We start from the raw sequence: 12,745 nt of genomic DNA on the forward strand, positions 1-12,745 counted from the left end.
CCTCACACGGTCGAGGCCGGCCGGGTGGCCTCCTCGAGCAGCTCGAGCACGTGGCGGTAGTCGGCTCCGGTCGCGCGCGTCATGCCCAGCTCGCAGGTGCGGTTGCAGGACGCGTGCGCGTCGGCGCCCAGGGCCTGGACCTCGGTGGCCTCGGCGGCCGTGGCGGACGCGGTGAGCTCGGGATGCAGCATCCCGCGGTCTCCGGCGAAGCCGCAGCACGACCACGCGTCCGGCACGACCACGTCGGTGGCGACGGTCTCGGCCACGCGCCGCAGGGCGGGGTCCAGGCCGAGCTGGGTCGACGAGCACGTGGGGTGGAGCGCCAGCGAGCCGACGAGCGGCGTCACCTCGCCCAGGCGGGGGAGCAGCACGCGCTCGGCGAAGGCGACGGCGTCTTCGACGCGGGCGTCGACGCCGGCATCGGCGAGCAGGTGGATGAAGCCCTCGGTGCAGCTCGAGGCATCCGTCACGATCGTGAGCTCTCCGCCGCGGGACGCCTCCGCGATCGACGCGGCCACTCGACGGGCCATCACCTCGCGCCCGCCCGCGTGGCCCTTCGAGGTCCAGGGGGTGCTGCAGCACAGTGCGTCGACGCCGTCCGGCACCGCGAGGCGCACGCCCGCGCGTTCGGCGAGCCGGCGGAACGCCTCGGTCACCCCGACCCCCTCGCAGGCTGGGCCGAACATCGCGTTGACGCAGGCGGGCAGGAACACCGCGACGGGCGCTTCCTCGCCCCTGCCGACGGTCGACCCCAGGCTCGAGCGCGCGCGTCCGCCACGGGGGAGGTCGTCCGAGTAGCGCGGCACGGTGTCGGCGCCGAGCACGGCGCGGCCGAGGTCGGTGGCGACGGTGACGGCCTTCGCCGGGAGTCGATCAGCCACCGTGAGGCCGAGGCTCGCGACCCGGGTCGCGCCTCCCCACGCGTGCGCGGCGCCCTTCCACGCCGCGTTCGACACCGAGCCGGCGTCTTGGCGGCGCAGGCGCTTCACGAGGGTGCCCGTGTTGATCAGGACGGGGCACGCGGTCTGGCACATGCCGTCGACGGCGCACGTGTCGATGCCGGCGTAGTCGTAGTCGCGTTCCAGTTCGCGCACGAGCACGTGATCGCCGGATGCCTCGGCCCGGGCGATCGCACGTCGCGTCACGATCCGCTGGCGCGGCGTGAGGGTGAGGTCCTTGCTCGGGCACACCGGCTCGCAGTAGCCGCACTCGACGCAGCGGTCGGCCTCCGGCTCGATCGGGTCGGCCAGCTTGATGTTGCGCAGATGCGCCTCGGGGTCGTCGTCGATGATGACGCCCGGGTTGAGGATGCCCGCCGGGTCGCACAGGCGCTTGAGCTCGCGCATGACGTCGTAGAGCTCGTCGCCGTACTGCCGCCGCACGTACGGCGCCATGACCCGGCCGGTGCCGTGCTCGGCCTTGAGGTTGCCGCCGGCGTCGAGCACGAGCTCGACCATGTCCTCGGTGAACGCGCGGTAGCGGGCGAGCTGATCGGCCGACTCGAAGCGGTCCGTCAGCATGAAGTGGATGTTGCCGTCCTTCGCGTGCCCGAAGATCACGCTGTCGTCGTAGGCGTAGCGCTCGAACAGCGCCTGCAGCGTCGCGCACGTCGGCGCGAGGCGGTCGACGGGCACGACGACGTCCTCGAGCAGCGCCGTGGTTCCGCTGGGGCGCGCTCCCGCGACCGAGGCGTAGAGGCCCTTGCGCAGCTTCCACGCGGCGGCGCGGGCCACCGGATCGGACGAGAAGGATGCTGCGGCCTCGAGCGGCTGCGCCGCGAGCGTCTGCGCGCCCTGCGCGACGAGGTCCGCGAGCTCGTCGTCGTCGTGCGCGTGGAACTCGACGAGGAGCGCCGCCTGGTCGCGCACCGTGAGCCCCGTGATCTCGCGCGGAGCTCCGGCGAGCGATTGCCCGACCCGGAGCGACGTCGCATCCATGAGCTCGAGGGTCGCCGCCCCCGTCGCGACGAGCTCGGGGAGGGCGCGCGTCGCGGCCGCGAGATCGGGGAAGACCGTCAGCGCCGTCGCCATGCGCGGCAGGATCGGCACCGTGCGGTAGGTCGCCTCCGCGACGAACGCGAGCGTCCCCTCGCTGCCCACGACCAGGTGCGCGAGCAGCTCTGCCGGGGTTTCGAAGTCGAGGAACGCGTTGACGGCGTACCCCATCGTGTTCTTCATCGCGAACTGCCGGCGGATGATCTCGACCGACCGCGGGTTCGACACCACTCGTTCGCGCAATCGCATCAGGCCGTCGACGAGATCGGGCTCGGCGGCCCGGAGCGCCGTGTCGGCGTCGGGCGCGCCGGAGTCGACGACCGTGCCCGACGGCAGCACGAACACGAGCGACTCGAGCGTCTGGTACGTGTTCTCGGTGATGCCGCAGGCCATGCCGCTGGAGTTGTTGTTGACGACCCCGCCGATGGTGCACGCCAGCTCGCTGGCGGGATCGGGCCCGAGCCGGAAGCCGTGGCGTGCGAGCCGCGCATTGACCTGCCGCACTGTCGCGCCGGGCTGCACGCGCACGCGGCGCCCGCCGTCGAGCACGTCGATGCGGCGGAACCGCTGCCTTACGTCGATGAGCAGCCCGTCGGTGGACGCCTGGCCCGAGAGGCTCGTGCCGCCCGAGCGGAACGTGAGCGGCGCCCCGCTGCGGCCGGCCGCGCGCATCACGCGGCCGACCTCGGCCGCGTCGGCGGCGACGAGCACGGCCTCGGGGGTGAGCAGGAAGTGCGAGGCATCGCTCGCATATGCGACGCGGTCGATGGCGCGGGTCTTGAGGCGGGATGCCTCGCCGACGGCGTGCGCGACACCGTCCGGAACGGCGGCTGACGGCAGGGTCGCGGGGGCGGCGCTTCTTGCCATGGGGACTCCTCGCTGAGCTAGACTGCAATCACATTCAAGAGGGAATGGATATGCAAGCTCCTATGGATATGCAGACTAGCGGATCGTCCACCGTGATCTCCACTGAGCCCGATCTCGCCCGCGATGGCGTCGAGCGGTACTGGGAGAGCTCCGCTCCGGGAGCGGGACGACGGATGCCGCGGGCCGACGCCGTCAGCGATGCCCCGAAGGTCGACCTCAACGGGGTGTGGCGCTTCCGGCTCTCGCCGACGGCGGCGGGCACGGGGTCGGCATGGATCGCCGACGACTTCGACGACGCGGGGTGGGACGCGATGCCGGTGCCGTCGCACTGGGTGCTCGAGGAGTTCACGCCGCTCGCGGGCGGCCCCGCGCGCCGCATGCTCGGCACCGACGAGGGGCCGCTCTATACGAACACGGCCTACCCGATCCCGCTCGATCCGCCTCGCGTCTCGACCGAGAACCCGACCGGCGACTACCGGATCGCCTTCGACGTCCCCGAGGCCTTCGGCCCGGCGGTGCTGCGCTTCGAGGGCGTCGACTCGTGCGCGAAGGTCTGGCTGAACGGCGAGGAGCTCGGCTGGTCGACCGGCAGCCGCCTGCCGTTCGAGTTCGACGCACCGCTGCGGTCCGGACGCAACGTGCTGTGCGTGCGCGTGCACCGCTGGTCGGCCGGCACGTACCTCGAGGACCAGGACATGTGGTGGCTTCCCGGCATCTTCCGCGACGTCGCGCTGATCGCGCGCCCGGCGGGTGCCATCGACGACCACTTCGTGCACGCCGACTACGACGCCGCGACGGGCCTCGGCGCGCTGCGAGTGGATGCCTCGACCGGGGCCGTCGTCGAGATTCCCGAGCTGGGCATCCGTGTCCCGGCCGGCGAGACCGTGACGATCCCCGTCGAGCCGTGGAGCGCGGAGCGGCCCCGCCTGTACCGCGGCACCCTGCGCTCGAGCGGGGAGCAGGTGGAGCTCGCCGTCGGGTTCCGGCACGTGGAGATCGTCGACGGCGTCTTCACGGTGAACGGCCGACCCGTCACGTTCCGTGGCGTCAACCGGCACGAGCACCACCCCGACACCGGGCGCACGCTCGACCGCGACACGATGATCCAAGACATCGTGCTCATGAAGCGGGCGAACATCGACGCGGTGCGCACCAGCCACTACCCGCCGCATCCGGAGTTCCTTCGTCTGTGCGACGAGTACGGGCTGTGGGTGATCGTCGAGGCCGACCTCGAGACGCACGGGTTCATCTACGAGGGGTGGGCGCATAACCCGCCCGCGCTGCCCGAGTGGCGCGATGCGGTCATGGACCGCCTGGTGCGCACCGTCGAGCCGCACAAGAACCACCCGAGCATCGTCGTCTGGTCGCTCGCCAACGAGAGCATGACGGGCGACGGCTTCGCCGAGATGCGCCGTTGGCTCGACGAACGCGATCCATCGCGCGCCGTGATCTACGAGCGCGACCCGAGCTACCGGGACTCCGACTTCTACTCGCTCATGTACCCGTCGCTCGAGCTGCTCGACCAGATCGGCCGTCGCGAGGAGCCCCGCGGTGGCCGGCTGAGCATGCACGGCATGGTGTTCAACGAATCCGGGGCCGTCGCGCCGCTGCCGGAGGGCGTCACCGAGGCCGACGAGGAGCGCCGGCGCGCCCTCCCCTTCCTTCTCGTCGAGTACGCCCACGCGCAGGGCAACGGCCCCGGATCCCTGCAGGACTACTGGCGCATCATCCGCGCCCACGACCGCCTCTGCGGCGCGTTCGTGTGGGAGTGGATCGACCACGGGCTGAACGCCGTGACCGACGACGGGGTGCCGTTCGTCATGCACGGCGACGACGTCGACTACGAGCCGCGCGGCGGCCGGTTCGGCCTCCACGGGCTGGTGTTCAGCGACCGCACGCCCACCCCGGGCCTCGTCGAACTGGCGAAGGCACACGAGACCATCGGGATCACCGTGGGCGACGACACGGTGCGCATCGTCAACGACCGCCACAGCGCCGACACGGCCGACCTCGCATTCCCGTGGTCGGTCGAGGCCGACGGCGAGGTCGCCGCCAGCGGGCTGCTGTCCGTTCCCGCCCTTGCGCCGGGGGAGTCGGCGGAGGTCTCGATTCCGGATGCTGCCGCCACCGCGCTCGCGTCGGGCACGCGCGACATCGTGCTCACGGTCGAGGCAGCGCTCGCCGCAGACGAGATCTGGGCACCGGCCGGGCACGTCGTGGCATGGGGTCAGCGGGTGGTCGCGGCGCGCGGAGCCGAGAAACCGCATGCCGCCCTAGACACCTCGCCCCGCACGGCTTCCTCGCGCGGTGACGGTTTCTCGCGCTCGGACGACGGGATCGTGGTGGGACCGGCCGCGTTCGACCGGGCGACGGGCCGCCTGCTGCGACTCGGCGATCTCGAGCTCGACGGTCCGGTGCTCGACCTGTACCGCGCGCCCACCGAGAACGACCACGGCCAGGGCGAGACCAACAACATCGCCGGCGTGTGGCGCAAGACGATGCTGCACCGGCTGCTGCACCGCGTCGACGCGGTCGATGCGGGCGACGGACGGCTCCGGGTGAGCGGCCGCACGGCGCCGCGCACGCACCCGCACGGCGTCGCCTGGACGATGACGTGGACCGCCGACGGCGACGGACTCGTCCTCGAGGTCGACGCCGACTTCGTCGGGCCGTGGACCGACACTCCGTACATGCACCGCGACATCCTCGTGCCGCGCCTCGGGCTGCTGTTCGGGCTCCCTGGCGCTGCCGAGCGGGTGACGTGGTTCGGCCGCGGTCCGGGTGAGACCTACGTCGACTCGTTCGAGGCCTCGCGCGTCGGGCGCCACGGGCGGTCGATCGACGACCTCCAGGTGCGATACCCCGTGCCGCAGGAGAACGGCAACCACGTCCAGACGCGGTGGCTCGAGGTCGCGGGCGCCGGCATCCCGTCCCTGCGAGTCGAGGGTCGTCCCGAGTTCGACTTCACCGCCCGCCGCTGGACGTCGCACGACCTCGATCGTGCCGCCAAGCCCCACGACCTCGTCGATTCGGGTCGGGTCTGGCTCAACATCGATCACGCGCAGCAAGGTGTGGGCTCAGCATCCGTCGGCCCTGCTCTTCCGGAGAAGTACCGCATCCCGCGCGAGCGCACGACGTGGAGCGTGCGGCTCGAGGCACGCTGAACCCTCGGTCGCCGCCCGCGAATCTCGGAGATCCGGCGAGGATCGGGCACATCCGGGCTCAAGCCCCGAATCTCACGCGATCCCCGATTCGCGGGTCGTCGCGTCAGAAGCCGTACGTGAGCAGGGTCGCCCCTGTGCCCGCTTGCAGCGCGCCCAGAGCCTCACGCTCGTACTCGGGCATGCGGTCGGGGAGTGCATAGAGGTCGAACCAGGCGAGCTCGGCGCACTTGCGTGGCTCGAGGATCTCGGGCTCGCCCTCCCACTCGTCGCACACGAAGAACCAGTCCACGCGCTGCTCGATCGGGTTGTCGGTGCCGTCCGTCCGCTGCATGACCGCGACCGGCGTCAGCGTCGCGGCGGCGAGCGTCAGCCCGAGCTCTTCGCGGACCTCGCGGACCGCGGCGTCCACGGCGGTCTCGCCGAGCTCGACGTGTCCTGCGGCGCCGGCTGCCCAGCATCCGTCCATGTAGCCGGTGTTCTGACGCAGCTGCAGCAGCACCGCCCCGCCGCGGCGGAGATAGACGTATGACGAGGGGACGACGGAGAAGCGGGTCACGGCGACCCAACCTACCGTCAGCCGAGCGCGGCGACGTCGGTGAACAGGGCGTCGGCCCCCACCTGCCCGCCCTTGAGCAGCAGCTCCAGTCCGTCGATGGCGGGGTCCGCGGCGTGCGCCCGCAGCAGCACGACGTTGCCCCACGGGTTCGCGGCGATCGAGAGCGACTCCACGCCGAGCAGGCGCGTGACGCGGCTCGACGTGTCGCCGCCGCACACGATCACGCGCCGTGCCACTCCGTCGCTGGCGACGGCGGAGATGACGGATGCTGCCGCCTCGGCGATCGCCTCGAGCACGGGGCGGTCGCCGGTCGACGTCGCGTCGGCGTCGTCGGAGGTGAGTACGACGCCGCGTCCGGCGCGCAGCGCGGCGATCACGTCGGGCACGACGGCCTCGCGCGTAGGCCCGCCGAGCGGCAGCGGCTGCACCAGCCAGCTGGCGGCGGCCGCGGCATCCGCCTGACGGCGCGTCTGCGCCGAGCGGCTGCCCGACACGACGAGCACCGGCCCGGCCGCGGGGGTCGAGGCCGGGATGGCGGGGCCGCTGCGAGGGTTGGCGGCGGCGATGCCGTGGGACAGACCGCCCGAGCCGATCGCGAACACCGGAGCGGGGAGCGCCGCGACGGCCTCGCCGACCGTCACGAGGTGCTCGTCGGTGAGGGCGTCGAGCACCAGCGCCGACTCGGCGGAGCCGCGCAGCAGCGCCTCGAGGTCGTCGAAGGCGATGAGCGGAATGGAGCCGACGGGCAGGGCGGTCTGGCGGCCGATGTGCACCGCGAGGTCGGCCTCGGTCATCGGCGTCGAGGGGTGGTGCGACATCGTCGGCTGGCGGTCGAGCCGGTACACGGTGCCCCGCTCGGCGGCGAAGTGCTGGCCGAACAGCGTGTACCGCCCGAAGTCGGGCTGGGCGAACAGCATCGGCACCGGGCGCTGGCCGAACGATTCGCGCGCGAGCTCGACGACGCGGCCGAGACTGCCCACGCCCGGCGCGGAGTCGGCCGTGGAACACGCCTTGTACTGCACGATCGCCGGCTCGAGCGCGGCGAACGCGGCGAACACCGGCCGCAGCTCGGCGTCCATCTCGTCGGGCGCGAGGGAGCGCGAGATGCCGGCCACGCCGACCACGTCCACGTCGTCCGCCGCGCGACGCAGGGCGGCAGCATCCGGGAGTCCCGTGAACAGCCGCCCCGTCCAGCCGCGCCGCGCGAACTGCAGGAGCGCATCGACGCTGCCGGTGAAGTCGTCGCCGTAGAACAGAGCGGCGCCGCGCGCCGCTCTAGGCACGGACCGGACCGAAGAGCTCGGCGGCCCGGCGCAGGGCGGAAGAGCTCTCGTAGGCGTCGTCGATGCTCTCGCCGCGTGCCGCCGACGCCCACGCGTCGCGCATGCTCGCGACGCCGGCCGCCGCACCGTCGGGATGACCGTGGATGCCGCCGCCGGCGAGGACGAGGAGGTCGGTCGTGCCGACCGCGGCGTACGTGGCGTGCGCAAGGCCGCCCCACTGTCCCGACGACAGCACAGGGAGCGTCGGCGTCAGGCCGAGGAGCGGCTCACGCACTGCGGCGATGGAGTCGAGCACCTGTTCGTCCGTCTCGTAGAACTTGTTGCTGATGCCGTTCGTGTGCAGGTGGTCGGCGCCGGCGAGGCGCGCGAGCTTCTGCCACGCACGGAACCCTATCCCGACCTGCTCCGAGCGCCCGAACGAGCCGAACATCGCACGGTGTCCGTGGATCGGCACGCTGCTGTGGCTGCGGAGGAACTCGAGGCCCGGCAGGCCGATGAGGTTGATGCACGCCATCACGCACGTGCCACCGGCCGCCACCACGAGGTCGTGGTTGGCCTCCAGTCGCCCGATGTCGTCGGTGATGTTGAACGCGTACATGGGCTTGCGGCCTGTGCGGTCGGCGTAGCGCTCGAGCACCGGCATGACCGAAGCGACCCGCTCGGCCAGCGGCGCGCTCGGCCCGTTGCCCTGCAGCTCGTCGTCCTTGATGAAGTCGATGCCCGACTCGGCGAGCTGACCGACGACCTCGGCGAGGTCGGCGGGGGACAGGCCGATGCTGGGCTTGACGATCGTGCCGATGAGCGCGCCCTCGGGGCGGCCGACCAGCAGGCGCGTGCCCTCGACCCCGAACGCGGGGCCGGGGTAGCGCTCGGCGAACGCCGGCGGCAGCTCGAGGTCGACCAGGCGGATGGCCGCCAGCTCCTTGATCTCGAAGAGGTTGCCGGCGACGGCGGCGAGCAGGTTCGGAAGCGACGGGCCGAAGTTGTCGAGCGGGAACCGCAGCCGCATCCGTGCACGCCGCCGAAGGGCCGGGTCGCCGACGGCTCCGGGCAGGGGCGAGGCGCCGGTGAGAGGCAGCTCGTCGATGGACTCGACCTGGGCGGCGAAGCGCGCGCGCAGGTCGTCGGACTCGCGCTCGACCCGGACGAACGTGCCGGTGGACTGCTCTCCGGCGAGGACCTCGGCGGCCTGACGCAGGGGCAGCGAGGTCTCGATGATGTACGTCGCGACGACGTGCTGGGACGTGAAGGAAGACGTGGACATGTGCGTCACCAGACCAGCGGGAGCCAGACCGACATCTCGCCGGCACCGCGATTGCCCCACGCGAAGTAGGGGATCAATCGCACCGGTGCCGTCGCGAGCGCGGTGTCTGCCAGGTCGTCGTACAGCGCGTCCTCGTCCGACCCGGGAAGGATGACCGCCTCCGTGTCGAGGGCGATCACGCGGTGGCCCGCGACCTCGGCTTCGACAGGGGTCAACGCCGTGCCGCGACGGAGCGCGACCTGCTCGAGCATGGCGCCTTCGGGAAGGTCGGCGGTCTCGACGCAGTACACGACCGGTCCGCGGCGCACGGCCACCTGGTTGGTCGCCTCCTCCGCGAGTCGGTGGGCGCGGAGCACCCGCACCGGCATGGGCAGCGTGAGTTCGACGACGTCGCCGGGCCGCCACTCGCGCTCGAGGCGCGTGTACGTGCCGGGCTCGGTCACGGCGACGGGTGTGCCGTTCACGGTGAGCGTCGCGCCCGACGACCAGCCGGGAATGCGGAGGTGGAGCGGAAGACCCCCGGCGGCAGCATCCGTCACGGTGAACGTGATCTGCTCGCTCCAGGGGTAGTCGCCGTCTTCGCGCAGGGCGAGACGGCGCCCGTCGTCAGTCGTCAGGTCGAGCGCGCTGCCGCCGTAGAGGTGGACGAACAGGCCTTCGTCGCCGATCGAGGCCGCGCGCTCGTGGAACCGCGCGAGCGTGCGCGCGATGTTGGGCGGGCAGCAGAAGCAGCTGAGGTACGACTCGCGGAGGCGCTCGTCCGACGGCGGGGGCACCGGCACCGGATGGATCGCGGTGTCGCCCGGGCGGCGGAGCGGGTAGGGGAGGTCCCGCACCTGCCGCAGCGCGTTGGTGTAGAAGTACTCGGAGCCGGCGAGGCTGATGCTCGACAGGAGGCTGTTGAAGGCCACCTGCTCGATGACGTCGGCGTAGGTCGCGTCGCCTGTGAGCGCCAGCATCCGCTCGCCCCAGAGGATCAGGCCAATGTTCGCGCACGACTCGTTGTGCGCGGTCGTGTGCGGCAGCTGGAAGGCGCGGCCGTAGGCCTGGTGCACGCGGCTGATCTGGTTCTGCCACGGCGAGCCGTCGGGGGAGGCCCCGTCGTAGAGGGCTCCGGCGCCACCGGTGATGTACAGCTTCGTGTCGACGACGTCGCGCCACAGGTTCTCGAGCACCGCCTCGAGTTCCTCATCACCGGTCTCGGCGACGAGGTCGGCGAGACCCGCATAGAGGTAGTTGGCCCGCACGGCGTGACCGGCGACGACCGTCTGCTCGCGGACGGGGACGCGGTCCTGGTTGTCGTCGCCGCCCTCGAAGTCGTCGCGGACGCGGATGAACGCCTCCGACAGACGCAGGTACTGCTCGTCGCCGGTCGCGCGGTAGAGGTCGATGACCGCCATGTAGTGGGACGGGCAGATGGCGCTGCGCGCGAGCTCGAGCGGCTTGTTGGTCGCGAGGTCCTCGAGGAAGGCCGCGGCCTTGCGCGCGGCGTCGAGCAGAGTGGTCGACCCGGTCACCTCGTAGTGGCGGACGCCGGCCGTGATGAGGTGGCCGAGGTTGTAGGTCTCGAAGTTGAAGCGGTCGGCGAGGGCGATGGCGTCCTCGTGGTTGCGCATCGAGATGATGGTCGGCGTGTGGAGGTAGCCGTCTTCGCGCTGCACCGAGGCGATGAGCCGTGCGATCTCCTCGATCCGGGCGGCGAGCTCGGGGTCGGGGTCCGTCTCGAGACGGGCGATGGCAGCCTCGAGCCACTTGTAGAAGTCGCCGTCCATGAACGGCGGGCCGGCGTGCGCGCCCTCCTCGAGTCCTGCGGCGATGCGGAAGTTCGTGAGCCCGGCGCTGATGGCCGGGTCGCTCAGGGAGGACCAGATCTGGGGGATGGTGACGTCGCGCGTGCGATCGTGGACGTCTCCCCAGAAGCCGCTCGCCCAGCGCGCGCTGTCGGCGCCGAGGGGTCGCAGCCGGGCGTGAGCCCGCGTCGCGGTCGTGGCGGTCATTGCTGTTCCTTCCGAGTGGCGTTCAGTCTCGTGCTCGTCGTCGTGTTGCGGCAAGCGCGGGCCGATACAGGTCAGAGGAGGCGGCGCTGAAAGTTCTCGCAACGCTGCATCGAAATGCAGTGTAACCCCTGAATCGTCTCAAAGTGAATAGAATTTCAGTACTGACTGTTGACACACGTCGAAATCGTGCCTACTGTCGTGGTCGTACCTTTCACCCGCATGGTCGTCGTCAAGGAGGACGCTATGAACACCCGCAGCAACCGCCGCCGCATCGCGGCGCTGGGAATCGCAATGGCCGCGGTGCTGCCGCTGGCCGCCTGTGCCGGCAGCGGCACGCCCGAGCCCGGCTCGTCGGAGGCGGGCGGCGGTGCCGGCGGCACCGATCCCGAAACCTTCACCGTCATGACGGCGAACGAGAACCCGGTGCTCGAAGAGCAGCTGACCGCGCTCTCCGAGGGCGCCTGCAAGGCCGAGAACGAGGCCTTGCCGATCGAGCACCAGAAGGTCGCGCAGGCCGACACCGTCCAGAAGGTGACGCTGCTCGCCAGCCAGGGCGCACTGCCGACGCACACGATCGCGGGCACCGCGCTCATCCGTCCTGACGGCGACCTCAACGCCGCGGGCCTGGTGGGCGACCTCAAGGCAGCACTCGAGGGCTCGGGCGCGTGGGACAACGTGCTCCCCGCTGCCGCCTCCACCGTCGAGCAGGTCTACGGCGGCATGTACTCGATGCCGTACCAATACAACGTCGAGGGCATCTTCTACAACAAGGAGATCTTCGCCGACAACGGCATCGAAGAGCCCCAGACGTGGGACGACCTCCTCGACGCCTCCGCCACGCTGCAGGACGCGGGCATCACACCCATGACGGAGGCCGGTGCGGCTGGGTGGCCGCTCACGCGCATCATGGGCATGTACATCTTCCGCAACGTCGGCCCCGACGCCATGACCGCCATCCGCGACGGCAAGGCGAAGCTCACCGACCCCGAGTACGTCGAGGGTGCCCAGGCACTCGCCGACTACGCCGACGCCGGCAACTTCGGCGAGGGCTTCTCGACGCGCGACGGCGACACCTCGTCGAACATGTTCCTCACCGGCCAGGCCGCGATGACCTATGACGGCTCGTGGCTGCTCAGCGCCATCAACGACCCTGAGCGCAACCAGATCGGCGGCGAGAACGTCGGCTTCATGCCGTTCCCGGAGGTCGACGGCGGCAAGGGCTCGATCGACCAGTACGCCGCGAACGCGGGCGCCCCGATGATCATCAACGCCGAGCAGTTCGGCCCGAAGGTCGTCGACTGGATCAGCTGCATCGCCGAGAACTACGGCCAGCAGGCCCTGCAGGACGCCGGCGTGATCTCGGGCTTCAAGGTCAACGGCGACGTCACCGACATCTCGGAGAACACCGCGGAGATCCAGGAGCGGATCGCGGGCATCGACGAGACCGTACTGTGGTTCGAGGCCCTGATGGACTCGAAGAGCAACTCGCTCGCGTCGACCAACGCCACGCTGCTGACGACCGGCCAGATGACCGCCGAGGAGTACATGACGCAGCTCCAGGCGAGCATCGACGCCAACGGCTGAGACCCCGTACCGGCTCCCCGGGCGCTCGCCCGGGGA

At 71.3% G+C, this 12,745-nt stretch carries 7 protein-coding genes; 2 read left to right on the forward strand and 5 right to left on the reverse strand.

Going from position 1 to position 12,745, the window contains the following annotated elements:
* Window positions 1–2: 2 nt before the first annotated feature.
* Window positions 3–2,861: an FAD-binding and (Fe-S)-binding domain-containing protein gene (locus ACLBXX_RS16905; protein ID WP_447658986.1), complete on the reverse strand. Its 2,859-nt coding sequence runs from the start codon at window positions 2,859–2,861 to the stop codon at window positions 3–5.
* Window positions 2,862–2,923: 62 nt separating this feature from the next.
* Here ACLBXX_RS16905 and ACLBXX_RS16910 point away from each other — a divergent pair, with 62 nt between their 5' ends.
* Window positions 2,924–6,025 (forward strand): glycoside hydrolase family 2 TIM barrel-domain containing protein, encoded by a 3,102-nt coding sequence (locus ACLBXX_RS16910; RefSeq protein ID WP_447658987.1) that lies wholly within the window; start codon window positions 2,924–2,926, stop codon window positions 6,023–6,025.
* A 103-nt stretch (window positions 6,026–6,128) separates the two neighbouring features.
* On the opposite strand, the gene ACLBXX_RS16915 is transcribed toward ACLBXX_RS16910, so the two are convergent.
* The 4 genes from ACLBXX_RS16915 to ACLBXX_RS16930 are packed head-to-tail and all read right to left on the reverse strand — an operon-like array spanning window position 6,129 to window position 11,125.
* The gene (locus tag ACLBXX_RS16915) at window positions 6,129–6,581 is read right to left on the reverse strand and encodes an NUDIX hydrolase (protein WP_447658988.1); all 453 of its coding nucleotides are present in this window, start codon (window positions 6,579–6,581) and stop codon (window positions 6,129–6,131) included.
* A 17-nt stretch (window positions 6,582–6,598) separates the two neighbouring features.
* Window positions 6,599–7,864: a four-carbon acid sugar kinase family protein gene (locus ACLBXX_RS16920; protein ID WP_447658989.1), complete on the reverse strand. Its 1,266-nt coding sequence runs from the start codon at window positions 7,862–7,864 to the stop codon at window positions 6,599–6,601.
* Window positions 7,857–9,128: a RuBisCO large subunit C-terminal-like domain-containing protein gene (locus tag ACLBXX_RS16925; RefSeq protein WP_447658990.1), complete on the reverse strand. Its 1,272-nt coding sequence runs from the start codon at window positions 9,126–9,128 to the stop codon at window positions 7,857–7,859. The genes ACLBXX_RS16920 and ACLBXX_RS16925 overlap by 8 nt, the downstream gene beginning before the upstream one ends.
* A gap of 5 nt (window positions 9,129–9,133) precedes the next feature.
* Window positions 9,134–11,125 carry a glycoside hydrolase family 127 protein gene (locus ACLBXX_RS16930; protein WP_447658991.1) on the reverse strand — a complete coding sequence of 664 codons (1,992 nt, stop codon included), beginning with the start codon at window positions 11,123–11,125 and terminating at the stop codon, window positions 9,134–9,136.
* 243 nt (window positions 11,126–11,368) lie between these two features.
* Between ACLBXX_RS16930 and ACLBXX_RS16935 the strand changes: the two genes are divergently transcribed.
* Window positions 11,369–12,709, forward strand: coding sequence for an ABC transporter substrate-binding protein (locus ACLBXX_RS16935; RefSeq protein ID WP_447658992.1), 1,341 nt, complete (start codon window positions 11,369–11,371; stop codon window positions 12,707–12,709).
* Window positions 12,710–12,745 lie beyond the last annotated feature (36 nt).

Source organism: Microbacterium sp. C23T, assembly GCF_053345975.1.